Origin of the sequence: Methylobacter sp. Wu8 (assembly GCF_036440755.1) — a bacterium.
Classification (GTDB): domain Bacteria; phylum Pseudomonadota; class Gammaproteobacteria; order Methylococcales; family Methylomonadaceae; genus Methylobacter_A; species Methylobacter_A tundripaludum_A.
The window spans coordinates 1-23,817 of sequence record NZ_JAZGVT010000040.1 but is presented as its reverse complement, the minus strand read 5'-3'; the positions used below and the strand labels follow the sequence as shown (position 1 = coordinate 23,817).

Annotated in this window: 19 protein-coding genes and 1 pseudogene; 17 read left to right on the top strand and 3 right to left on the bottom strand. The window is 53.5% G+C overall.

What is annotated here, in order from left to right; all coding sequences use genetic code 11:
- Positions 1–180: 180 nt before the first annotated feature.
- The 3 genes from V3O24_RS03200 to V3O24_RS03190 all read right to left on the bottom strand — a co-directional run bounded on the left by V3O24_RS03200 (position 181) and on the right by V3O24_RS03190 (position 2,700).
- A complete protein-coding gene (locus tag V3O24_RS03200; RefSeq protein WP_331306170.1) occupies positions 181–915 on the bottom strand; it encodes an enoyl-CoA hydratase/isomerase in 735 nt (244 codons plus the stop codon).
- Positions 916–1,135: 220 nt separating this feature from the next.
- A complete protein-coding gene (locus V3O24_RS03195) occupies positions 1,136–2,449 on the bottom strand; it encodes a beta-ketoacyl synthase N-terminal-like domain-containing protein (protein ID WP_331306169.1) in 1,314 nt (437 codons plus the stop codon).
- A complete protein-coding gene (locus V3O24_RS03190) occupies positions 2,446–2,700 on the bottom strand; it encodes a phosphopantetheine-binding protein (protein ID WP_331306168.1) in 255 nt (84 codons plus the stop codon). The genes V3O24_RS03195 and V3O24_RS03190 overlap by 4 nt, the downstream gene beginning before the upstream one ends.
- 340 nt (positions 2,701–3,040) lie before the next feature.
- Here V3O24_RS03190 and V3O24_RS03185 point away from each other — a divergent pair, with 340 nt between their 5' ends.
- From V3O24_RS03185 to V3O24_RS03105, 17 genes and pseudogenes are all read left to right on the top strand, one after another.
- Positions 3,041–4,321 carry a hydroxymethylglutaryl-CoA synthase family protein gene (locus tag V3O24_RS03185; RefSeq protein WP_331306167.1) on the top strand — a complete coding sequence of 427 codons (1,281 nt, stop codon included), beginning with the start codon at positions 3,041–3,043 and terminating at the stop codon, positions 4,319–4,321.
- A 70-nt stretch (positions 4,322–4,391) separates the two neighbouring features.
- Complete coding sequence (locus V3O24_RS03180; RefSeq protein WP_258076638.1) at positions 4,392–4,781, top strand: GxxExxY protein; 390 nt, start codon at positions 4,392–4,394, stop codon at positions 4,779–4,781.
- A gap of 74 nt (positions 4,782–4,855) precedes the next feature.
- Entirely contained in the window at positions 4,856–5,536 is a 681-nt protein-coding gene (locus tag V3O24_RS03175) for a 4'-phosphopantetheinyl transferase superfamily protein (protein ID WP_331306166.1), read from the top strand.
- A 111-nt stretch (positions 5,537–5,647) separates the two neighbouring features.
- Positions 5,648–6,358: a VTT domain-containing protein gene (locus V3O24_RS03170; protein ID WP_104424064.1), complete on the top strand. Its 711-nt coding sequence runs from the start codon at positions 5,648–5,650 to the stop codon at positions 6,356–6,358.
- Positions 6,359–6,493: 135 nt separating this feature from the next.
- A complete protein-coding gene (locus tag V3O24_RS03165) occupies positions 6,494–7,936 on the top strand; it encodes a Wadjet anti-phage system protein JetA family protein (protein WP_331306165.1) in 1,443 nt (480 codons plus the stop codon).
- Positions 7,911–8,594 carry a DUF4194 domain-containing protein gene (locus V3O24_RS03160; RefSeq protein ID WP_331306164.1) on the top strand — a complete coding sequence of 228 codons (684 nt, stop codon included), beginning with the start codon at positions 7,911–7,913 and terminating at the stop codon, positions 8,592–8,594. The genes V3O24_RS03165 and V3O24_RS03160 overlap by 26 nt, the downstream gene beginning before the upstream one ends.
- Positions 8,591–12,199, top strand: a complete 3,609-nt coding sequence (locus V3O24_RS03155) for an ATP-binding protein (protein WP_331306162.1) — start codon at positions 8,591–8,593, stop codon at positions 12,197–12,199. The genes V3O24_RS03160 and V3O24_RS03155 overlap by 4 nt, the downstream gene beginning before the upstream one ends.
- A gap of 165 nt (positions 12,200–12,364) precedes the next feature.
- Positions 12,365–13,702, top strand: coding sequence for a POT family MFS transporter (locus V3O24_RS03150; protein ID WP_331306161.1), 1,338 nt, complete (start codon positions 12,365–12,367; stop codon positions 13,700–13,702).
- 103 nt (positions 13,703–13,805) lie between these two features.
- Positions 13,806–13,907, top strand: a pseudogene (locus V3O24_RS03145) (aminoacyl-tRNA hydrolase); the annotation flags it as partial.
- Positions 13,908–14,492: 585 nt separating this feature from the next.
- Positions 14,493–16,250, top strand: coding sequence for a class I SAM-dependent DNA methyltransferase (locus tag V3O24_RS03140; RefSeq protein ID WP_331306160.1), 1,758 nt, complete (start codon positions 14,493–14,495; stop codon positions 16,248–16,250).
- Positions 16,240–16,461: a hypothetical protein gene (locus tag V3O24_RS03135; RefSeq protein WP_331306159.1), complete on the top strand. Its 222-nt coding sequence runs from the start codon at positions 16,240–16,242 to the stop codon at positions 16,459–16,461. The genes V3O24_RS03140 and V3O24_RS03135 overlap by 11 nt, the downstream gene beginning before the upstream one ends.
- A complete protein-coding gene (locus V3O24_RS03130; protein WP_331306158.1) occupies positions 16,454–17,014 on the top strand; it encodes a DUF1016 N-terminal domain-containing protein in 561 nt (186 codons plus the stop codon). The genes V3O24_RS03135 and V3O24_RS03130 overlap by 8 nt, the downstream gene beginning before the upstream one ends.
- Before the next feature lie 127 nt (positions 17,015–17,141).
- Positions 17,142–17,537 carry an HI0074 family nucleotidyltransferase substrate-binding subunit gene (locus V3O24_RS03125; RefSeq protein ID WP_331306157.1) on the top strand — a complete coding sequence of 132 codons (396 nt, stop codon included), beginning with the start codon at positions 17,142–17,144 and terminating at the stop codon, positions 17,535–17,537.
- On the top strand, positions 17,527–19,308 hold the full coding sequence (locus V3O24_RS03120; RefSeq protein ID WP_331306156.1) for a restriction endonuclease subunit S: 1,782 nt from the start codon (positions 17,527–17,529) through the stop codon (positions 19,306–19,308). Before V3O24_RS03125 ends, V3O24_RS03120 begins: the two co-directional genes overlap by 11 nt.
- A complete protein-coding gene (locus V3O24_RS03115) occupies positions 19,305–20,255 on the top strand; it encodes a Fic family protein (RefSeq protein WP_331306155.1) in 951 nt (316 codons plus the stop codon). The genes V3O24_RS03120 and V3O24_RS03115 overlap by 4 nt, the downstream gene beginning before the upstream one ends.
- A gap of 311 nt (positions 20,256–20,566) precedes the next feature.
- Positions 20,567–22,702 carry a type I restriction endonuclease subunit R gene (locus V3O24_RS03110; RefSeq protein WP_331306154.1) on the top strand — a complete coding sequence of 712 codons (2,136 nt, stop codon included), beginning with the start codon at positions 20,567–20,569 and terminating at the stop codon, positions 22,700–22,702.
- Entirely contained in the window at positions 22,699–23,700 is a 1,002-nt protein-coding gene (locus tag V3O24_RS03105; protein WP_331306153.1) for a DUF3387 domain-containing protein, read from the top strand. The genes V3O24_RS03110 and V3O24_RS03105 overlap by 4 nt, the downstream gene beginning before the upstream one ends.
- Positions 23,701–23,817: the final 117 nt, after the last annotated feature.

The window sequence follows — 23,817 nt, the reverse complement described above, 5'->3', positions numbered from 1 at the left end:
GGGTTTTTGCGCTAGTTCCCAAGCTCCTGCTTGGGAATTCAGTGTAGGAAGCTCCAGCTTCCCGTCTCGCAAAGCTAGAGCTTTGCTCACTGGGTTCCCAAGCAGGAGCTTGGGAACCAGCTTATTTCTTAACTTAATGGCAGTGACGTAGAGAGTGGGAACGAAAATATTTTTCGAGAGCTAACTTTCCCACGGAAACACCCCTGTTTTTGTGTAGCGATTGATTTTTTCCAGATTGGCAGGGTCTGAAAACAGTTCGCGGTTCGCTACGATGGCGGCCGGTCTTGCTTGGGTCAGAACAGCGTCCAGACTGTTTATATAGGACTTATAGCGTTGAATGCCGTTTTTGGACAGGAGTCTTAAGCGAAGCAGGTGTTTACGCAGCAGCGCCTCGCTATTGTCCTCGCAGGCGTCAACCAGTCCCCAGTCCAGCGCCTGTTGAATAGCCGCAGGCTTCGTCGTCAAGGTCAGATAGTGCGCTTTTTGAAAACCGATGCGCCGGATCAAAAAAGGCAGCACGCAGGCGGGAAACAGATCGAATAGCAACTCCGACAGGCTGAATTCGGCGTTGTTGTCGGCCAGCACAATATCGCAGGCGGCGACGAAGCCGACGCCTCCGGCATTGACCTTGCCCCGGACATGCGCGATGCTGATAAACGCACCGCGTGCGAGTTGATCCCATAAATCATAAAGCGCTTCCGGTTCCGCCGTATTGTCCTGAAAATCCGCGCCAAAACAGAAAACCTCGGGCAAGCCTTCCAGCACGACGATATGGACAGCGTCTTCGCAGGCCGCCAAGGCATGCCGGCATTCGTCAACCATCGTCTTGTTGATGGTGTTGTTGGCTTCCGGGCGGTAAAGCTTGAGGAAACAGACGGACTGTTCGACGCGCACCTGAATGGTTTGGTAATTCATAATGGCCTATAATGTTGGGATTAATTATTTGTAACTTTCAATATCTTAAAAAATGGCACACGGATGAGCACTGATAAAATTTTATTTTTAAACCATGAAGAACATGAAAAGCATGAAGGATTTAAGTCTTCATGTCCTTCATGCGCTTCATTGTAATTGCTTAAATTATCGGCAGCGGTTTTTTTTAAATCCGTTTCAATCCGTCTAATCTGTGTTCCATTTAAAAATCAGTATCTGCTGAGATTCTCTGCAACACAATGCTGGTATTGATGCCGCCAAAGCCGAAAGAATTGCTCATCGCGCTATGAATTTGTTGCGAAACAGCCGTTGCGCCGCAAAAGTTCGCCGTTGTATTGATCGGGTTTTCCAGGTTGATGTTCGGATGGATGAATCCTTGCTGCATTTGCACGACCGAGGCGATGATTTCGACAACACCGGCCGAGTACAGGCAATGGCCGGTCAAGCCCTTGGTGGCGTTTAGCCGGACACGGGGAAAATGATCGCCGAAGACCTGTTCGATGGCCTGGATTTCGACCTTATCGCCTAAGGGCGACGAACTGCCGTGTGTATTCAGGTAGTCGATTTCGCAGGCGGCGAGGCCGCTTTGTTGCAACGCGGCATTCATGGCTTTCGTCTCGCCGTCGATGTCGGGTTGCGCTGAAGCGGTGGCGTGGAGATTGATGGCCCCGCCCAGTATGTTAGCCAAGCCGGGTGCTTTCCTTGCGTTGGCGCTGTTACCGGATTCCAGAACCAGACAGGCTGAGGCTTGGCCGTAAATAAAGCCTTCGTGCAATGCATCGAACGGCCGGCAGGCTTTCTCCGGCTGATCGTGGAATTGTTTGCCGCCCATAGCGCCGATCGTACAAAACCCCTGAATCTCCATCGGCGACAAATCGGCGACCACGCCGACCACGAGGCAGGCATCGACCAGTCCGGCCTGAATCAACCGGGCGCCGTGGATGACGCCGACATTGCCGGAGGCTGAAGCGCCGCCGGTTACGAAGCCTTCCCCCCGGATATTGAATATTTCGCTCAATACGCCGATCTGGTTGCTGTCCATAAACTGCAACGCATAGCGCGGCGACAGGTATTCCGGGTTGCGTTGGAAATCGGAGCAGAGCGAGTATTGATAATTCTGCGTGGTATTGTGTCCGGCGATAACGAGCCCGATCCGCTCCGATTCAATGGGCTTGTCATTCAGCCGGGCCTGCCGCCAAGCCTGTAACGCTGAAATGACCGATGTCTGTATCGTAAACGGGGCGCGTCGTGTGACGTGCTGCGCGGATTGAGTCAGGCTTTCAGGCATATCCGAAAACTGCCCGAGCATTTGCTCAAAATTGAAACCGTCAATTTCTGCGCCGATAGCGACGGCTAAAGGCGGCGTTGTGCTTTGGGCTATCCGCCTGACGCCCGATTTGCCGTCGGCCAATGACCGGGTGAACTCGGCTATATCATGACCGATAGCCGAGACGATGCCCATGCCGGTGATTTGCACGCATGGCGGGGATTTAGGCGAATGCTTTTTTTCCGTCATTGCGCATTGTTGAATAAGACATCGACCAAACCTTCAATATTGGTCACGCCGGCAAAACTCAGCAAAGGGATTTTAACGCCCAGATCCTCCATGGACAGGGTGACCACTTCCATTCTATCGACGGAGTTGGCGCCGAGATCGCTCAGCGATTTTTCGATTAAAACCATTTCAGGCTGCACTTTCGGCAGTATGTCCAGAATATTGTTTTTGACGACGTCGAAAACCTCGGCTTTGGTTCTTGTATGGCTCATAAGTGTGTGTCCGTTTGTTAGAGTAAATGTCATTATAATTGAAGCGCCGGTTCAAGGGAGGGTGATTAAATCTATATGGCTTAAAAATTGTTTTTTATTACCATGAAGGACATGAAGACAATGAAGGGAAGAGCATTGAGTAATTTCTCGAATGGGTTATGAATTGCGTATTTGTTATAGACAGTCAATATCGCGCATGAAATCAATACCGTATTTCTTCAAGTCCTTCATGAGCTTCATGGTAAAAATAAATGACGTTTTCCGGGCGGTTATTTCCGCCAAAACCATCTGAAAACAATGTAGAATCAGCGCTTTTAAGCATGACCCAGTGAGGAAAATCATGACGCCGGTTGGAATTGAAGCAATGAATCTTTATGGCGGCAGTACATTTGTAGATGTGATGGAGCTGGCGGCTTACAGGCAACTCGATACCGCACGCTTCGATAACCTGTTGATGAAACATAAATCGGTCGCGCTGCCTTATGAAGATCCGGTGAGCTTTGCGATTAACGCCGCCAAACCGGTTATCGACCAGTTGTCCGAAGCGGAAAAAGACCGTATTGAATTGCTGATTACCTGCTCGGAGTCGGGCATTGATTTCGGCAAGTCAATGAGCACCTACATCCATCATTATCTGGGGCTGAACCGTAATTGCCGGTTGTTTGAGCTGAAGCAGGCCTGTTATTCAGGTACCGCCGGTTTGCAAATGGCGGTGAATTTTATTCTGTCCCAGGTATCCCCTGGCGCCAAGGCGCTGGTCATTGCCACGGATCTGTCGCGTTTTCTGGTGACTGAAGACGGCGATGCGCTGACTATGGACTGGGCGTTTTTCGAACCCAGCGGCGGCGCGGGCGCGGTGGCATTGCTGGTCAGCGAAAAGCCGGAGATATTCCAGCTGGATGTCGGCGCAAACGGTTACTACAGTTTTGAAGTGTTCGACACCTGTCGGCCTATCCCCGACAGCGAGGCGGGCAACGCCGATTTGTCGCTGTTGTCGTACCTGGATTGTTGCGACCAGAGTTTTCAGGAGTACCAAAAGCGGGTGACCGGAACCGATTACCGGACGACGTTTCAATACCTGTGCTTTCATACGCCATTCGGCGGCATGGTAAAAGGCGCGCACCGTAATATGATGCGCAAGCACACCGATATAAAACGCGATGAAATCAATCAGGACTTTCACCAGCGGGTACAACCGGGACTGACTTATTGCCAGCGCGTCGGCAATATTATGGGCGCAACCGTATTGGTTTCCCTGGCCAGCACGATCGAGCAGGGCGTGTTTGACGTTCCTAAGAGAATCGGCTGTTTTTCCTACGGTTCCGGCTGCTGTTCGGAATTTTACAGCGGCGTGGCAATGGCGTCCGGCCAGCAAAAACTCAAAGCCATGCAACTGGAAAAAAATCTGGATAGCCGGTATCAGTTAAGCATGGGCGAATACGAAACCTTGCTGGAAGGCAGCAACGAGGTCAAGTTCGGCACCCGCAATGTTGTCCCGAATACCGGTTTGCTGCCGGGTGTCTGGCAATCGATCATCGACAATACCACCGGCAAGGGAACGAAAAGGATTTTTCTGAAGGAGATTAAAGAATTTTACCGGCAATATGAATGGGTGGGCTAAGCCGGATGCAGACGCCATGATTGAGTTAAGCGGGTGCTGAAGGGTAACTTATTTTTCTACCATGAAGGGCATGAAGATAATGAAGGGAAGAGCATTTAGTGATTTGTCGAACAAGGTGATTGGTTGCGTCATTGAAGTTCATAAAACACTCGGTCCTGGATTATTGGAATCCACTTATCAGCAATGTCTTGCCCATGAACTTGGCATTAATCAGATTGAATTCAAAATCGAGTACCCTTTGCCGGTAAAATACAAAGGCATGCACTTGGATTGTGGTTATCGATTAGATTTGTTAATTGAAAATGAAATTATTTTGGAATTAAAAAGTGTTGAACAGTTGAAAGGAATCCACGAGGCACAGCTTTTGACCTATATGAAGCTGGCGAACATTAAACAAGGCTTCCTAATCAACTTTAATGTAAAGCTATTGAAGCAAGGGTTAAGAAGTTTTGTTTTATGAACCGTCAAAATTTCACGCATGAAGTCAATACAGCAATATCTTCAAGTCCTTCATGGGCTTCATGGTAAAAATAAATGACATTTTCTGGAATTAGCACTCAGTTAAGCCGGGACGTTGAACAAATAGAGCATAGCTTGAGGCAATGGTTTCCGAGTCAGGCGTTTGTAAAGGCGGCCAAAATCCAGCATTACCCGATTCTGCCGGAAGAACAGGCGCTGGTTGCGAATGCGGTCAGCAGCCGCCAACACGAATTTGCAACCGGCCGCTGGCTGTCCAGGCAGGGCTTGCAGTCTTTCGGCTTGCCGGACCAGCCGATTAAAATGGGCCGGTTAAGAAACCCGCTGTGGCCGGAGTCGGTGACCGGAACGATCAGCCACGATGGCGAGCTCTGCGCCGTCGTGCTGATGCAAAAACATCAGCACTGCGAGGCAGGCATCGGCATTGACCTGGTTTCTTTGCCGCAGCGAGTCGGCAGGATGGATGAATTGGCGCCGATGTTCTTGGCCAACACCGATGAGCTGAGCGCGATGGCGGCATTTAACCTTGCCGTTGACCCGGCGCTGCTGCTATTCAGCGTCAAGGAGTCGGTGGTAAAGGCCATGTCGTTTCAACTGGATGACTTTATCGATATGCGCGCGATTGAAATTTACCATGCCGATAAATTGCGCTTCAGAATATCCGGGAATGCCGTCAGCACGGATATTGTTGCGGCTACAACCGGCAATTATCTGATAACGGCGATCAAAGTCCGTTAATTTTAAAAGTCGTAGTTGAGCATTCCAACATCCCGTTCGTGCGCTCCAACTGCGGTTTTTAGCGGTTTTATTTTCAGCCAAAAAACGATTCTGTGTTTCTGGAAACTACTTATGAAAACAAAAACAAGCAAACTCACCGAAAAACTGCTGCCTCTAGCATTGGCTGCGGGAATTTTAATTCTGATCGGGCACGAGCTGGAACTGCACCTTCCGGGTATCGAGCATTGGATTCAAAACCTCGGCCCGTGGGCGCCGCTGGGTTTTATCGTTTTATTCCTGGTGCTGACGCCTTTTTTTGTTTCCGCCGATGCGCTTTGTTTTGCTGCCGGGCTGTTATTTCCAATCGGTGCAGGCGAGTTTTACATTATTGTTTCCACCTATCTTGCCGCAGCGCTTATTTTTGTGTTGGGCCGCTATTTGTTCAGGCAAAAAGTACTCGGCTTGATCGCAAAACACCCCAAAATGGCAGCGCTGGATGCAGCCCTAGGCAATCAAGCCTTCAAATTGATGCTGCTGTTACGCTTGACCCCGCTGCCCTTTGCATTGCTCAGTTACGCTTTCGCCGTTGCCCCGGTCGGATTCTGGCCCTATCTGGCCGCGACCAGCGGAATATTGATTTACAACCTGATCCTGGTCTATATCGGTTACACGACCAAACACATTGCCGGATTGGTTAGCGGCGCTTCGGCGCCAGCTACGGTTTCGTATCCGTTGCTGGTTGCCGGATTGTTGTTTACGCTGGGAATCTTGTTTTATGTATCGAAATTAGCCGGGAAAACACTGAAGGAATTACATGTAGAGAACCCTGAGGAACCCAACTGATATAACAACATCCCCGGCGTCTTTCTTCGGTTGCCGCGTATGTTTGATATAATGTCCGCATCCTTCTAACGCTTTCCAAACAGCTTTGGGGAGTTCTTGCTGCAACCGCTGAAACAATAAACTTGTGGGTATCCGGTGTTTTTCGAAGCTGAACGTCAGAATTTTTTCCGCCCGTTGAACGGAAAGCGCCGCGAACTGGTGGTGGCTTGCCTGCGCTCCCTGTATGAGAGCTTGCACGGGCCCAGCGCCGATTATTCGCAGAACCTGACCCGCGACGCCTTAAAGGATTTACTGGCCCCGACCGTGCAGGGCTTGATCAACAACATTGCGGCCGACAGCATCCTGGACGAGGACGAGCTGTCGGGACTGGATAACGCCGACGACCAGCAACTGACCAACGCGCTGATACGCGCACTGCTGAAAGACGGCTGGCTGGAGACCTTCGGCGACCGCGCAGGTTTGGTGACAGCCTATCGCCTAACCCGCGCCGGAAAACTGTTCGCCGAGGCCTTGTGGTCGCTGGACCGCCTGCGCTCCCGCAGCCGCCAGCGCAACGTGCGCAGCTGCCGTAACGCGCTGGAAGCGGCGCGCAAGAATATCGACGCCTACGATCTGGTCGATGCCTACGATTATGCCGAAAAAATCATCAGCGACTTGTCGGAAGGCGTCGATTATTTTCAGGAACTGGTGCGCCGTCTGATGTCGGAAGCGACCCATACGCCCTGGGACGAGTTCGTCGCTTTCCTGGACCGCTTCGAGAAGGAATTTAAAAAACAGCTGACTGCCGACAATGTCGAACGCCACCGGCAGGCGATACGCGACAGTTTAAGCCGCTTGCGCAATCTGGAAGGCGACAAGGTCAACGCTTTCGAAAGCCAGTTGCAGGACATTGCCGCCTGGACCCATCAGGAGCGGGGCGATACCGCGATTTTCAACTGGCTGCTGGATCGCATCGAAGACCGGGTCGAAGTCGCCTGTACCGCCAAACACCCGGAACTGATCAAGGCGATGAATATCTACATGCGCCGCGCCGCGAGCATCGTCCAGCAAGCCTTGATGCTGCAAGGCGGGCAAAGCCGGCAGGCTTACAGCCGGGCCATCGCCCAGGCCGCAACGCTGGAAGGCGACGCGCAAACCGGTTTTCTGAAACGGCTGGGTGCCGCCATCACCGTCAGCGAAATCCGCTTGCTGGACCCCGCGGCGTTCAAATTGCGTAGCGCCTCGCAACGCCGCAAGGCCTTGACCGTCACCGCGCTGCCCAAAGTAACCCGCGATGCGCGTTTGCAGGCGGCGATGCAGCGTAGCGAGGCGGCAGCCTTTACGCTGTCGAACCAGGACGTCGTCGATTACATCCGCGGCGAGTTGCGCTTGCAGCAGCGCTCGGTGCGGCTGTCCAGCCTGCCGATGCAGACCGCAACCGACGTGTTGCAGGCCATGCAGATGGTGGAAGCGGTGCGCGCCTCCCGCGACGAAACGCTGGACGCCAAAAAATTGCCCAGCCGATTACACAACGCTTATTACACAGGCAGCGACTATCAAATTGAATTCAATCATGACTCTGACCCAAACCCTGCTTGACCGGCTGGAGCCGGAAAACCTCAAACTGCAACGCTTCCAGGAAATCGCCGCGCGGCTGTTCGCCTGGGGCATCATCGTCCGCGGCGAAGACGGCGTCGAACAGCGCTGCTACGACGACGCCTGCCGGATCGAAAACCTGCTGGCCGAATATTTTGCGCTGTCGGGCTTTCGACTGATCCATGATCTCCAAAACGAATTTTTCCGGCTCTATGCGCCCGGCGCGCAGATTCCGGGATTGGCCGAGGACGATAACGACCCTACGCCGTCGCTACGCGCCCGGCTGTCCGCCGATTTCGTCGCCTCGGCATTGGCTTTGCGGTTTTTGTATCAGCAAGGCCTGGCCGAAGGCGGCGGCCGCTTGAGCGACGACGGCGATGTATTGATCCGTTTCGAGGAACTGGCGACCACGCTGCAAGTCCAGATCAAGAGGCCGTTGCCGGATAACCTCGGTGACCGCGACCGCCTGCTGAAGGACTTGAAACGGCATCGCCTGATCCAATACGGCGCGCTGTTTTCGATGCTCGATGAAGACGCGCTGATTGCGATACGCCCGACCATCCTCGGCATTATCGGCGAGGACGTGCTGGCAGCGGCGCTGGAGGCGGAAGGCTTTGTCGAGGTAGCCGTTGAGCCGGAAAGCGGAGAGCAAAGCCAATGAAACTGGATAAACTGATCCTGGTCAACTGGGGCGCGCTGCGTAGCGACGAATACGAGATGGGCAATATGACGCTGCTGACCGGCCCTACCGGTTCCGGCAAATCGACGCTGCTGGATGCGCTGCAAACGGTGATGACCGCCGCGCACCAAAACATCTACAGCTATAATCCCGGCCAGGACGAGACCACGCAAACCTCGCGCGGCAGCAAAAGCAAGCGCACCTTGTGGTCGTATATTGTCGGTGCGGAGGACAACCTGTTCGCCCGCCCCGACGGCGCGCACGGTTATGTCGCGGCAGTATTCAAACCTGACGAGGGCGAAGACGGCAAGCCGTTTACCGCTTTGATCGGCGCTGCGGTGCGCGTCGACGGTTCCGGCGAGCGTCGCCAGGCGGTGCAGGAGCGGTTGGCCTTGTTGCTGATCGACGACGCGACGCTCGGCTTGGGCGATCTGGTCAATTACGACGGCAACGATAATATGTGCGTGGTCGAGGTCGAAAAAATAGAAAACCACCTGAAAGCCCGCTACCCGCAGGTGATGAACCTGCGCGACGCCAAGCGCGAATACCTGTGCCAGCTGTACGGCCGGTTTCGCGGCCAGCGTAACGTATCGTTTTCGGAAGCGGAACTGGCCGCCAAAGCCTGGAGCGGGTCCATCGCCCATAAACCGATCGGCAGCGTCGACGATCTGGTCAAAACCCAGATTCTGGAATACGACATCCAGCAACTGCCGCAGCGCATTACCCAGATCAGCGGTCTGATGCGGCAGGTGCATCAATTGCGGATCGAAGGCGACCGCTTGCAGGCCAATGTGGTCCGTCTTGAAAGCATCGAAAAAGCGCTGACCAAAGCCAATGCGGCATATGAAACCGCTGTCCAGTACCAGTTGGCGCATTCGCAGCGCTTGTTGCAGGGCGACCGGATACAGATACAGCAAGCCAAGACGGCAATCGCCGAACTGGACAAAAATATCCAGGAAGCCAATGTTCGGATAGACGCTTTAAACCGCGACAAGAAAGGCCATGTCGACAGCCAGATTCAGCTGGCCGCGCGTTTGAGCGGTATTGCGGCGGCCGACCAGAAACGGCGTATTACCGAACGGCTGGATGCGATTCAACTGGACGCGAAAGCGGCGATTGGCAACTTGCAACAAGCGTTGCAACAAGCCGGGCATTTGCAAGCCGCCGCGCAGAACATCATCGGCATGGCGTTTCCGGCGTCGAAACGCGAGCTGTCGGCAGCGGCAGAGTTGCTGGCCGAGGTAATGGCTGCTGTCGGGCAAACGCCGTGTAAACAACTTGAGCAGCAGTTGCTGGCAGAGCAGGACCCGCATGACCAGTTGGTCACGGTGCGGGCCTTGGAAGGCTTGAATGACGGTTTCGAGCGGCTTTACCAAGCCCTGGCCGGAACCGAGAACAGTTTTGTCGCCGCCGTGCAAAGCCAGATCTGGCAACTGCAAACCCGCCTTGAAGCAGCCCTGGCGCAGGAAAAGAAGCTGGCCGAGCGCAAGGCCAATCTGGCCGAAGGCGGCGCGGATTATCCCCGTGAAATAGCGCTGGCGCTGAAAGCCTTTCGCAGCGAATTGCCCGCCGCCCGCGCCCAGGTGCTGTGCGACCTGATCGAACCCAAGGACCTGTCCTGGCAATCGGCCATCGAAGGCTATATCGCCGGTGCGCGCTTCAACTTTGTCGTCGATGAGGACTGGGAAGCGGAAGCCATCGAATTCGTCAAGGAACGCCGACTGCGCGCCAAGGTGATCCAAGGCTCGCTGTGCAAGCGCGACGCCAAGCCGGAGCGCGTACCGAAAGACGCCGTCATCCACGAGCTGCATACCGAACATCCGCTGGCCTATGCCTATCTGGTCGCCCAATACGGGGATGTCGTCAAGGTCGATAATGTCGAACAATTGCGCTACACAAAGCGCGGTGTCATGAAAGACAGCAAGGCCGCCGGTTCGCGGACCCTGTTTACCGGCGATGTCGACACGCTGGTATTCGGCAAGGAAGCCCAGCGTCTGGCGCGGCAAAATGCGCTGGAGGCGCACGGCAAGGCCGAGCAGGAATTGCAGGCATTAAAAGCCGAGGGTATGCAGTTGAACGGTTTGCTCGGCTCGCTTCGCGATTTGCAAACGCCGAATTTTACCGATGTCGCGAAGCTGGAGAAAACGGTTCACGACAGCCAGGCTGCGCATGCCGATCTGGCGCGCCTGGATTTGACCGAAGTCGACCAGCTGGAGGCCGAGAAAAATACGCTGGACCAGCTGATCGCCGACCTGGAAAAACAGGTGAATCTTGCCAACCGCCAAGTGGGCAAATTTCAGGGCGATAAAGAGCAGCAGCAAAGAAAATCGGACGTGCTGGAACAAGGATTGGCCGACAGGCAGCACCAGATCGACAACGACCTGCAACCGCTGAAATGGATAGCTTCGGTCAATGAAAGCCTGTCGTTGACCGCGTTGCAGCAAGCGGTCGATGCAATCGCCGATTCAACCGCGTTATCCAATGGCCAGTTGCAGGACAAACACGGCAAAAAACTGATCGAAGCCACGGCCGCCTTTGGCCTGATACACGAAAACATCGCCGACTACAATCAACATGCCCGCAATCATGAACAGCTGCATTTGCAGTATGACAGCGAAGCGCGTGACGCCGACTTTGCCAGCCAATACCGGCAGTTGATTCAACTGTTCGAGCGGCTTAAAGAACAACTGCGGGAACAGCAGGAGATCGGTTTCGTCAAAAACCTGGATAAATTGCGTACCGCCGAGTCGTCGTTCAAGGATGTGTTCACCAAACAGTTCTGTTTTGGAATCCGCAACGCCGTCGATGATGGCGTAAAGACCCTGAAAATTTTAAACACCGAACTGAACCGGCTTAAATTCGGCACCGATAGGTTTCAGCTGGATTGGTCGGTGTGGGTGCCGGAGTTTAAGGAATATTACGATTTCTTTTGCGCGGCCTACGACATGTCGGAATCTCAGGAGTCCGGCGACCTGTTCGATACCAACGAGCTGAGTCCCGAACAGTGCAAGATTCGCGACCGGCTGGTCGGCTTCCTGCTTTCGGACGACCAGGATCGCGCGTTGAAGGAATTGCAGCGGGTGGCCGATTACCGCAATTACCGCCGCTATGAAATCTGGAAGGATTCCGACAGCGGCTCCCGTGTAGCATTGTCGGAATGGGGCACCGGTTCCGGCGGACAGCTGGAAACCCCGGCCTACATCGTCCGCGCCGCTGTGGTGACCAATCGCCTGAAACATTTCGACAAAGGCATGAACCTGAAATTGCTGGTCAACGACGAGTCGTTCGCCAAAATGGACGAGCGCCGCGCCCACGACGTGATCCGCTTCATCCGCGACAGCCTCGGCATGCAGCTGATCTGCGCGATGCCGACCAAGCATGCCGGGGCGATCAAAACCGAGTTCACCAAGGAATGGAGTTTTACCCGCACCGAAGCCGAGGGCAACGGCGAGGTCGATTTCATTTCCGAAGCCGACGAGAGGGATTTGAACTCCGACAAGCTGCGCGAATTATGGGAGTTGCGCCGCCGGCAGATTCGAGAACAAACCCGGCTGGAATTTGAAGCCGAGGGGCAAACGGACGGATGATGCCGGAAAAACTGTGTTGTCCACGAAAAGCACGAAACAAGTGACACTGGTCCCCCAGCTCAAGCTTCGCGATACAGGAAGCTTGAGCTTCCCGGACTGAATTCCCAAGCTGGAGCTTGGGAACCAGCATAATCAGCGTAATCAAAATTTAGCAGGCATCATTTTGTGAAAACTCCCTACCGTACCGCGCCTGTTCCGTCCACGGAAATACCGTCAGGCATCCCTTTCATTATCGGCAATGAACTGGCGGAACGTTTCAGCTATTACGGCATGCGGGCGATTTTGGTCGTGTTCATGACCCAATACCTGATGGATGCCGGGGGCAACCTTGCGCCTATGTCGGACAGCGAGGCCAAGGCGTATTTTCATTTATTCGTCTCCATCACCTATTTCACGCCGTTTTTTGGCGCGTTGCTGGCCGACGGCCTATTGGGCAAGTACCGAACCATCATCCTGTTGTCGGTGGTTTATTGCCTGGGTCATTTTTGTTTGGCGCTGGACGATACCAGAACAGGCTTGTTGGTGGGACAATCGTTGATCGCGCTGGGGGCGGGCGGCATTAAACCCTGCGTGTCCGCGCATGTCGGCGACCAGTTTGGGGCAAGCAACCAACATTGGCTAAGCAAGGTATTCAGCTGGTTTTATTTGTCTCTTAACTTCGGGGCCTTTATCTCCATGCTGCTGGTGCCTTGGTTGCTTAAAACCTACGGCGCATCGGTCGCATTTTTGCTGCCGGGCCTGTTGATGCTGTTGGCGACGGTGGTATTTTGGTCGGGGCGACACCGGTTTGTACACATACCCGCCGCCGGCATGGGCTTCGTGCGCGAGGCCTTGAGCGGAGAAGGCTTGCGCTGTCTGGGCCGGTTAAGCGGGATTTATTTGTTCATTGCAATGTTTTGGGCCTTGTTCGACCAAAACGGCTCGTCCTGGGTCTTGCAATCGCAGCAGATGGATAGGATTGTCTTCGGCGTGGAGATATTGCCGTCTCAGATTCAAGCCGCCAATCCGTTGCTGATCGTGCTGCTCACGCCGTTGTTTTACCGGTTTTTATACCCGGCGCTGGGCCGGTATTTGCATTTGGGCTATCTGAACAAAATCGCGATCGGTTTGTTTATCACGGTGTTGTCGTTTGTATTGATCGCCGCTATCCAGATGCGCATCGATGCGGGGTTTCACCCCGGCATCGGCTGGCAGTTATTGGCTTACCTGCTGCTGACTTCCGCCGAGGTGATGGTGTCGATCACCTGCCTGGAATTTTCTTATACGCAAGCGCCAAGATCGATGAAATCACTGGTGATGTCGCTGTATATGGCGGCGGTCGCGCTCGGCAACCTGTTCACCAGCGCGGTGAATTTTTTCATCGAAAACCCGGACGGTTCCAGCCGTCTTGCCGGGGCGAGCTATTTTTGGTTTTTCGCCGCATTGATGCTGGCGACCGCTTTGGGATTTGTCTGGCATAGCCGGAATTACCGGGAAAAAACTTATCTGCAAGATGAGACATAGATCTCGTATGCACTCAAGACTAAAGGCCATGTCGAAAGGCGTTTCGCGCAAATCCCTGTTCAGCGTACTACAGGCATTAATTCAAAGTGTGGCAATAACGCCCCAAAAGCGCAAAGCAACCAAGCCGACCCAAGGATCAAAGCTAAGGCGCCTGGACAGCAAAACCAAACAAGGTCGGCTTAAAGCGTTGAGAGGAAATATTGATCACCACTCATTCTACTTTGTCAGATTATACGCAAGCTCATGTTACCCGCTGGGAGCGGGTATCCAGTGACATGGATGGTAAGGAACGTGCATGAAATAACTTGAGCAAGTTTTATTTTTCATTTTTTAACCATGAAGGACATGAAGGACATGAAAAGTTTAAGTCTTCATGTCCTTCATGCTCTTCATGGTAATTGCCTAAATTAATTTATGCACGATCCTAAGCACAAATCCATCCATAGAACCTGGATTCGCTACGCGCTCTAACGGGTCCTGCAATCCCTGCCGGAATGACGATATTGGGGAATTTTGCGTTCATTAAATCTGACAAAGTCGTGGTTCGACAAGGCTCTCCCGACTGTCGCCGAAGTGCTCACCACACACGATTTAACTTAAGGCAGTGACGTAGCGCATGAACGAGAAAATACATTCGAAAAAATAGGCGAGGTAGGATAACCTACGGCCAAAATACCGGGACGGGTGCATAACCGGCCACGGAACAATTGTTTATCGCAACCGGTTTTGCCGATCATAAGGCAGGGAGTTGTTATAAGATTCGCCATTCAAATTTGTTAAGCAAAAACACATGATCGAAGACATCAAAAAAACACTCTGGGCCACCGCCGACAAGCTGCGCGCCAACATGGACGCCGCCGAATACAAACACATCGTACTCGGCCTGATCTTCGTCAAATACATCTCCGACACCTTCCAGACCCGCCGCGCAGAACTGATGCGCAAGTTTGCCGACAGCCGGGACGATTATTACCTGGAAGACGCCGACCAGGAACTGATCGATGCGGAACTCGAAGACCGCGACTACTACAAGGAAGTCAACGTATTCTGGGTGCCCGAAGCCGCCCGCTGGGAAACCCTGCGCGCCCGGGCCAAACAAGCCGACATCGGCAAACGCATCGACGACGCCCTGTCGCTGATTGAAACCGAAAACCCCAAACTCAAAGGCATCCTCGACAAACGCTATGCCCGCGTGCAGCTGCCCGACGGCAAACTCGGCGAACTGGTCGATCTGGTTTCGCAAATCGGCTTTGGCGAATCCGGCAATGCCGAAGACCGGGCTAAAAATAACGCCCGCGATTTGCTCGGCCAAGTTTATGAATACTTCCTCGGCCAGTTCGCCAGCGCCGAAGGTAAGCGTGGAGGACAGTTCTACACGCCCGCCTCAATCGTCAAAACCCTGGTCGCCGTACTCGCCCCGCATCACGGTCAGGTGTACGACCCGTGTTGCGGCTCCGGCGGCATGTTTGTGCAATCGGAAAAATTCATCGAAGCTCACGGCGGCAAGTTGGGCGATGTATCGATTTACGGCCAGGAAGCCAATCCGACCACCTGGCGGCTGGCCGCAATGAACCTTGCGATACGCGGCATCGACTTCAACCTGGGAAAAGAACCCGCCGACAGCTTCGTGCGCGACCAGCACCCGGACCTGCGCGCCGATTTCGTGCTCGCCAATCCGCCGTTCAACATCTCCGACTGGTGGCACGGCAGCCTGGAAGGCGACCCGCGCTGGGTTTACGGCACCCCGCCGCAAGGCAACGCCAACTACGCCTGGCTGCAACACATGCTCTACCACCTCAAACCGACAGGCCGCGCCGGTATCGTGCTCGCCAACGGCTCGATGTCGTCCAGCCAGAACTCAGAGGGCGACATCCGCCGCGCGATGGTCGAGGCCGACAAAGTCGAAGTGATGATCGCGCTGCCCGGTCAGCTGTTCTTCAACACCCAGATTCCCGCCTGCCTGTGGTTCCTGGTCAAGGAAAAGCGCGTCCGCCAAGGCGAAGTCCTGTTCATCGACGCCCGCAAACTCGGCAGCATGATCAGCCGGGTGCAATGCGAATTCACCGATGACGTTATCGAGCGCATCGCCGAAACTGTCGAGGCATGGCGTAATTCCTCATCTCCCTTCGTAAGCAATGCTGCTGACTTAAGCGGTTTAAAGCCCTCTCCAGAGGGAGAGGGTTGGGTGAGGGGAAAGCAAAATAAGGAAGAAGACTTATTTAAATCCCCTCATCCCAACCTTCTCCCTGAGGGAGAAGGAGCGCCCGCTATTAAGTCAACAGTATTACCGCACACGGGTAAAGGGGCAGTCTCTTACGCCGACATCCCCGGCTACTGCCGTAGCGTCACCCTGACTGAAATCGCCGAACACGGCCACGTCCTAACCCCCGGCCGCTACGTCGGCGCAGAAGCCGTTGAAGACGATGACGAAGCGTTTGCCGACAAAATGCAAAAACTGACCGAAACGCTGGGCGAGCAAATGGCCAAAGGCGCGGAACTCGATGCGCTGATCCGGCAGAAGTTGGGAGGGCTGGGGTATGAGTTCTGAGCAAGAAAATGTAGTCGCCATCGTTGATGCAATATGCGATGTGGAGCAGACCTGCCAACCCTTTGGCAAACGGTACGGCCAACAATTGATTCGGCTGAGTCCTGAGCATCTTGCCGCCTTACAGGCAGGAAAATTTTTGGCGCTTGATGATCAGAGTGAATATGTGGTTTTTATCGGCTTGGAAAAAACCGCGGAGCCGACCCATGACTAAGCCTCAGGTATTAGGTCTGCCGCCCGGTTATGCCGGATGGCTGACGCAGCTAAAGGGCCGGATTGCACAAGCCCGCCAACGCGCCACCCTCGCGGCCAATGCCGAACTCGTGAGCCTGTACGGGCAGATCGGGCGCGAGATCCTGAACCGCCAAGCCGAGCAAGGCTGGGGCGCCAAGGTCATCAACCGGCTGGCGCACGATTTAAAAGAGGCTTTCCCCGACATGCGCGGCTTTTCCACCCGCAACCTGAAATACATGGCCTATTTTGCCGAGCACTGCCCGGCAGGTTTAATTGGGCAGCAGCCTGCTGCCCAATTGCCCTGGTTTCACGTCGTGATTTTGCTGACCAAGCTCATGTTACACTGCGCACTGCAACCGCTCCATGCGTTGCTCTGCCTTCTGCATATAAGTCGTAACCCGAGCTATGCGGCTGATACGCCTGAAGTTGGGAGGCTTGGGGTCACTGCCATTAAGTTAAGAAAAAAGCCCCCTCTCCTGCTGGAGAGGGTTGGGGTGAGGAGAATAAAAAATAAGGCAAAAAACTTTATTTGATCCCCTCATCCTACCCTTCTCCCTGAGGGAGAAGGGACTGTCCATCCTTAACTTAATGGCAGTGAGGCTTGGGGTATGAGTTTTGAACAAAAATCAACATTGGCAATGGGTGTAGGAGGTAACGAATATGTCTCAGCTGAGCATTAAAGCCCTGGAATTAGCAGTAGCCGCTTTGGAGCAGGGCTTGATTGAATACGAGCAGTACCCGCAGCTGCTGACTGTCCGGGATGGCGTGATCCAGCGCTTTGAAATAGCGATGGATGTCTCTAGGCAAATCTTGGTGCGTGTTCTAAAAGAGGTCTTTGGCCTTGAGAAAGCAAACGCCAAAAAAGACACCTTTAGGGAAGCAGCAAAACTCGGGTTGATTGCCGACGCCGAAGCTTGGCTAGGGCATCTTGCCGCCCGCAATCGCACATCGCATACTTACGATTCAGTCATTGCAGCACAGGTTTTCGCCCACACGCCGACTTTTCTGCCCGATGCACAAGATTTGCTGAAGCGACTCCGCCCCTATGCTGATTGATATACGCCCCGACCATTTGCAAATAGTTCAGGAAATTTTGCAGCGGCATGTTCCGCAGTATGCAGTGTGGGCGTTTGGTTCTCGCGCCAAGTGGACTGCCAAGGATTATTCCGATCTGGACTTGTGCGTCGTTTCCGATAAGGCGCTCGATTTCCGTGTCTTGGGGGCCTTGACGGAAGATTTCTCCGAATCTGATTTGCCCTACAAAGTGGATGTGGTGGATTGGGCCACGACCAGCGAGTCGTTCCGAAAGATTATCGAGCAAGACAAGGTAGTTATTCAGAAAGAACAGCAAACGCAAATTAGCCATGTAGGTCGGGTTAGCCCATCGGGCGTAACCCGACAGGCTGTGGATGCACCTGCGAACGAAGATGTCGGGTTACATTACGTTAATCCGACCTACGCGGCTTACCGAATCGATCAATTAATTGAAAAAAATCTCTTAGAGATTGGAGACGGCTATCGTGCGAAAAATAGCGAGCTTTCCAATACAGGCATTCCCTTTGCGAGAGCTGCAAACATTAACAATGGCTTCAAATTTAATAATGCTGATTTTTTCCCAGAAGCTGACTTGGCAAAAGTAGGAAATAAAATTAGCAAACCGGGGGACGTAGTTTTTACATCAAAAGGCACAGTGGGAAGGTTTGCGCTGGTTGATCTAAAAACACCTCGATTTGTCTATTCACCGCAATTATGTTTTTGGCGCTCCTTAGACAAAAAAGAAATATTGCCTGAATATCTTTACTACTGGATGAGCAGCCAAGAATTTTTAAATCAAATTGGGTACTTGAAAGGCCAAACTGATATGGCGGACTACGTCAGCCTTAGAGATCAGCGAAAAATAACGGCGACGATACCAAATATAGATGTTCAGCAACAAGTAGCATCAGTCCTAAAACCAATTGACGACCGCATCGTACTCCTACGCGAAACCAACGCCACCCTCGAAGCCATCGCCCAAGCCCTGTTCAAATCCTGGTTCGTGGACTTCGACCCCGTGCGCGCCAAACAGCAAGGCCGCGAGCCGGAAGGCGCTGTACAGGGATGTACGAGTGCCACTGAAGGCAGGATGCCGGTAGCGGCCCTGGATGCCGAAACCGCCGCGCTCTTTCCCGACAGTTTCGAAGAATCGGAACTGGGCTTGGTGCCGAAGGGATGGCGGGCTGGAAATATTGGTGATAATACGGTTTATCTGAGCCGTGGAATTTCACCAAAGTATTTAGAGGAAGGTGGCGTTCTGGTTGTTAATCAAAAGTGTATCCGCGACTTTATCCTAGATCTCAGCAAAGCGCGTCGGCACGATCCCGTGCAAAGAAAAATTGATGGGCGCGAACTATCCATCGGTGATATTTTGGTAAACTCAACTGGCGTCGGAACACTAGGCCGCGTTGCTCAAGTCCTGTCCTCTGACGAGTTGATGATAGTGGATTCACACGTTACGGTTGTACGCGCAAGCGAAAATCTAACATGGAATTATCTCGGTCTTTCGATGATGCGAAGACAAGTTGAGATTGAACGTCTGGGAGAAGGATCGACCGGTCAAACCGAATTAAATCGAAGTAAACTTGCTGCTTTGAAGCTAATCATTCCACCTAAAGAAACCTTGCTTGCATTTGATGAAATTGCACTTCCTTTGCGTCAAAGATTTGCAGTCAACCTTAAACAAGCCCAAACCCTAGCCACCCTACGCGACACCCTGCTCCCCCGCCTGATCTCCGGCCAGCTGCGCCTGCCGGATGCCGAAGCACTCGCCGAGGAAGCCGGCGCATGAGTTATCAGCCGCCCTACACCATCACGCCGCTGATACTGCAACGGGTCGCAGACATCGTCGAGCTGTTAACCCGTTGGGCGGTGTCAGATGACGGCGATCTGTCGCCGCAGTTGCGGCGCAACAATCGCATCCGCACCATTCAGGCCTCGCTGGCTATCGAAAATAACACCTTGAGCATCGAACAGGTGACCGCCGTACTGAACGGCAAACCGGTTTTGGGTTTGCCGCGTGAAATCCAGGAGGTGCGCAACGCCTTTGCCGCTTATGAACAGATGCCGCGTTGGCAGACGCATTCCGCAACTGATTTATTAACAGCCCATAGCTTGCTGATGGCGGGACTGGTCGATGATGCGGGTTGTTTTCGCAGCGGCGGCGTAGGCATATACAATGACCGGAGCTTGGTGCATATGGCGCCGCCCGCAGGCCGGGTATCCGGGCTGATAGAGGATTTGCTGACTTGGCTGGCATCGGCACCTGTACATCCGTTGATTGCCAGTTGCGTGTTCCATTACGAATTTGAGTTTATCCACCCTTTCGCGGATGGTAACGGCCGGATGGGGCGTTTATGGCAAACACTGATATTGAGCCGGTGGCAACCGCTATTGGCGTATTTGCCGGTTGAATCGGTGATCAGAACCCGGCAAGACGCTTATTATCAGGCCTTGGCGGACGCGGACAGGCTGGCGGATTCAACTCCTTTCATCGAATTCATGTTGCAAGCGTTGCAGGATGCGATGAAAGAAGTGCTGTTGAAAACGTCGGGGAAAACGTCGGGGAAAATTCTTGCGCTGCTTCGCGAAAATCCTTTGTCCACGATCCCGGAATTAGCGCTTTCGATTGGTGTAACCGAGCGTTCTGTTGAACGAAATCTCAAAAAGCTGCAAGATGAAAACCGTTTGTCACGCATCGGGCCTGCCAAAGGCGGCCATTGGGAGGTGCTGAAATGATCGAGGGTAAGCGCTAAATTGCCGAGGGTGCAAGTGGAAGCAGTCTTTCCGCCCGCTGACATCATGTTGATGGTTTTAACATGATCCTGCTGTCATGTTAAAAATATCCGATATTTTTTACATGACAAGGGGCTCATGTAAAGCTTTTTACAGTGACGAACGTGACCAAAAACCAACTGGAAAGAGTTTTCTGCGTGCTTTGATGTATAAAAAATTCCTTTTTCTATGCATATCAAGACCGGCACGTATAAATAAGCGCATTTTCTACACTCAACAGCATCTAATATATTTGGCGAAATGGAAGTGAACAAATGACCGAAGACCAACTGGAACAAGAAACTCTAAGCTGGCTGGCCGACGTCGGCTACAACTCAGCCTACGGCCCGGATATTGCGATGGACGGCAATGCGCCCGAGCGCGGCAACTACACTCAGGTGGTGTTGGTCGAACGTTTACGGCAGGCGATCAACCGGCTCAACCCTCTGGTACCGCCGGTCGCCCGTGAAGATGCGTTGCAGCAGGTGTTGAATCTGGATACGCCGGTGCTGCTGGCGGCCAATCGCCACTTTCACCGTTTGCTGGTCAACGGCGTGCAGGTGCAATATCAAAAGGATGGCGAAACTCGGGGCGATTTTGTGCGACTGATAGACTTTGAAGATGTCGCTGCCAACGAATGGCTGGCGGTCAATCAGTTCTCGATCAAAGGCCCGAAATATACCCGCCGCCCCGATATTATCCTGTTCGTCAACGGCTTGCCGTTGGTGTTGCTGGAGCTTAAGAACCCTGCCGACGCGACTGCCGATATTTGGAAAGCCTACGATCAGATCGATACTTACAAAGAACAAATCCCCGATGTGTTCCAGTACAACGAAGTGCTGATAATCTCGGACGGCACCGAGGCGCTGATGGGTTCGCTTTCCGCCGACAAGGAGCGGTTTATGGCCTGGCGCACCATTGACGGCGTGGCGCTTGATCCGCTCGGCCAGTTCAATGAGTTGGAAACCTTGGTGCGCGGCGTGTTGGCTCCGATTTATCTGCTGGATTTTTTGCGCTTTTTTGTGCTGTTTGAAGATGACGGCACGTTGGTCAAGAAAATCGCCGGTTATCACCAGTTCCATGCGGTGCGTTCGGCGATCACGCAGGTGGTCGCCGCATCCCGCCCCGGCGGCAGTCACAAGGGCGGCGTGGTCTGGCATACCCAAGGTTCCGGCAAGAGCATCACGATGACCTGCTTTGCCGCCCGCGTGATGCGCGAAGTGGCGATGGAAAATCCGACCATCGTAGTGATTACCGACCGCAATGATCTGGACGGGCAGTTGTTCGGCGTGTTCTCGCTGTCGCAGGATTTATTGCGCGAGCAGCCGGTACAGGGCGAAACCCGCCAGGATTTGCGGGCCAAGCTGGCTAATCGCCCTTCCGGCGGCATCGTGTTTGCGACGATTCAGAAGTTCATGCCCGGCGAGGATGAAGACAGTTTTCCCGTATTGTCTGACCGCCATAATATCGTGGTGATTGCCGATGAAGCGCACCGTACCCAGTACGGTTTCGAGGCCAAACTTAAAACCAGGAAGTTGCCTGCCGGTGTATCTTTGAACGCTGTCGAAGAAGCCTCCAATCAATACCTTGAGCGCTATCAGGTCGGTTACGCCCAGCATTTGCGCGATGCGTTGCCGAATGCGACGTTTGTCGCCTTTACCGGCACGCCGGTATCCTCCGAAGACCGCGACACCCGTTCCGTATTCGGCGATTACATCCATATTTACGACATGCAGCAGGCGAGGGATGACGGCGCGACGGTCGAGATTTATTATGAATCGCGTCTTGCCAAACTGGGATTAAAGGAAGAGTTATTGTCGGACCTGGATGCCGAAGTTGACGAGTTGGCAGAGGACGAAGAAGACAACGAACAAGCCAAGCTCAAAAGCCGATGGACCGCGCTGGAAAGCATTGTCGGTGCGGAACCCCGCATTCAGCAGGTAGCTACAGATCTGGTCGCGCACTTTGAAGAGCGCAACAAGGCGCAATCCGGCAAGGCTATGGTTGTGGCGATGAGCCGCGACATCTGCGCGCATTTGTACAACGCGATCATTGAGCTGAGGCCGGACTGGCACGATGAAGATCCCGAAAAGGGCGCGATCAAGGTGGTGATGACCGGCTCCTCCAGCGACAAGGCCCTGCTGCGGCCGCATATCTATTCCAAGCAAGTCAAAAAGCGTCTGGAAAAGCGTTTTAAAGATCCCGAAGACCCGATGCGTCTGGTGATCGTGCGCGATATGTGGCTGACCGGCTTTGATGCGCCGTGTGTGCATACGATGTACGTGGACAAGCCGATGAAGGGACATAACCTGATGCAGGCGATTGCCAGGGTCAATCGCGTATTCCGCGACAAACAAGGCGGCCTGGTGGTCGATTACATCGGCATCGCCAATGACCTGAACAGGCCTTGAAGGAATACACCGCCAGCAAAGGACGCGGACGCCCGACCGTCGATGCTCATGAAGCTTATGCGGTGCTGGAAGAAAAACTCGATGTGTTGCGCGCGATGCTGCACGGTTTCGATTACAGCGGATTTTTAACCGGCGGTCACCGCATGCTGGCGAAAACAGCCAACCATCTGCTCGGCGTTAACGACGGCAAGAAGCGCTTTTGCGATACCGCGCTGGCGATGTCCAAAGCCTTTACTTTGTGCTGCACATTGGATGAAGCCAAGGCCGTGCGCGAACAAGTCGCGTTCTTCCAGGCGGTCAAAGTGTTGCTGACCAAGAAGGACATCAGCGGCAAAAAGAAAACCGATGAAGAACGCGAACTGGCGATCCGCCAGATCATCGGCTCGGCGGTAGTGTCCGAAGACGTCGTGGATATTTTCAATGCGGTGGGCCTGGATAAACCGAATATCGGCATTCTGGACGAAGGCTTCCTGAACGAGGTGCGCAATCTGCCGGAACGCAACCTCGCTGTGGAATTGCTGGAGCGGTTGCTGGAAGGCGAAATTAAAAGCCGCTTCGCCGGCAATGTCGTCCAGCAAAACAAGTTTTCTGAGTTGCTCGCCAACGTGATCAAGCGTTACCAGAACCGCTCCATCGAAACCGCACAGGTCATGGAAGAGTTGATCCAGATGGCGAAGAAATTCAAGGAGGCTGTCAATCGCGGCGTCGATCTCGGCCTTAACAGTGACGAGTTGGCCTTCTATGATGCGCTGGCCAACAACGAGGATTCCGTGCGCGAACTGGGCGATGAAACCTTGAAGAAAATTGCCCATGAACTGGCCGAAAATTTACGCAACAGCGTCAGCGTGGATTGGTCGGTGCGCGAAAGCGTTCGCGCCAGCCTGAGATTGATGGTTAAACGGATATTGCGTAAGTACAAATACCCGCCCACCAAGCAGGAAGAAGCTATTCAACTGGTGCTGGAGCAGGCGGAGAGTTTGAGCGCGGAGTGGGCTTAGGATCGTGCATAAATTAATTTAGGCAATTACCATGAAGGACATGAAGACTTAAACCTTTCATGCCGCTTCATGTCCTTCATGGTTAAAAAATGAAAAATAAAACTTGCTCAAGTTATT

Excerpts from the sequence above, each read along its gene's own strand:
- V3O24_RS03170 (WP_104424064.1), top strand. The coding sequence starts at position 5,648 with ATGAAAACAAAAACAAGCAAACTCACCGAAAAACTGCTGCCTCTAGCA.
- V3O24_RS03160 (WP_331306164.1), top strand. The coding sequence starts at position 7,911 with ATGACTCTGACCCAAACCCTGCTTGACCGGCTGGAGCCGGAAAACCTC.
- V3O24_RS03195 (WP_331306169.1), bottom strand. The coding sequence starts at position 2,449 with ATGACGGAAAAAAAGCATTCGCCTAAATCCCCGCCATGCGTGCAAATC.
- V3O24_RS03180 (WP_258076638.1), top strand. The coding sequence starts at position 4,392 with ATGAAGATAATGAAGGGAAGAGCATTTAGTGATTTGTCGAACAAGGTG.
- V3O24_RS03140 (WP_331306160.1), top strand. The coding sequence starts at position 14,493 with ATGATCGAAGACATCAAAAAAACACTCTGGGCCACCGCCGACAAGCTG.
- V3O24_RS03110 (WP_331306154.1), top strand. The coding sequence starts at position 20,567 with ATGACCGAAGACCAACTGGAACAAGAAACTCTAAGCTGGCTGGCCGAC.
- V3O24_RS03130 (WP_331306158.1), top strand. The coding sequence starts at position 16,454 with ATGACTAAGCCTCAGGTATTAGGTCTGCCGCCCGGTTATGCCGGATGG.
- V3O24_RS03175 (WP_331306166.1), top strand. The coding sequence starts at position 4,856 with ATGACATTTTCTGGAATTAGCACTCAGTTAAGCCGGGACGTTGAACAA.
- V3O24_RS03200 (WP_331306170.1), bottom strand. The coding sequence starts at position 915 with ATGAATTACCAAACCATTCAGGTGCGCGTCGAACAGTCCGTCTGTTTC.
- V3O24_RS03185 (WP_331306167.1), top strand. The coding sequence starts at position 3,041 with ATGACGCCGGTTGGAATTGAAGCAATGAATCTTTATGGCGGCAGTACA.
- V3O24_RS03190 (WP_331306168.1), bottom strand. The coding sequence starts at position 2,700 with ATGAGCCATACAAGAACCAAAGCCGAGGTTTTCGACGTCGTCAAAAAC.
- V3O24_RS03135 (WP_331306159.1), top strand. The coding sequence starts at position 16,240 with ATGAGTTCTGAGCAAGAAAATGTAGTCGCCATCGTTGATGCAATATGC.
- V3O24_RS03125 (WP_331306157.1), top strand. The coding sequence starts at position 17,142 with ATGTCTCAGCTGAGCATTAAAGCCCTGGAATTAGCAGTAGCCGCTTTG.
- V3O24_RS03115 (WP_331306155.1), top strand. The coding sequence starts at position 19,305 with ATGAGTTATCAGCCGCCCTACACCATCACGCCGCTGATACTGCAACGG.
- V3O24_RS03155 (WP_331306162.1), top strand. The coding sequence starts at position 8,591 with ATGAAACTGGATAAACTGATCCTGGTCAACTGGGGCGCGCTGCGTAGC.
- V3O24_RS03120 (WP_331306156.1), top strand. The coding sequence starts at position 17,527 with ATGCTGATTGATATACGCCCCGACCATTTGCAAATAGTTCAGGAAATT.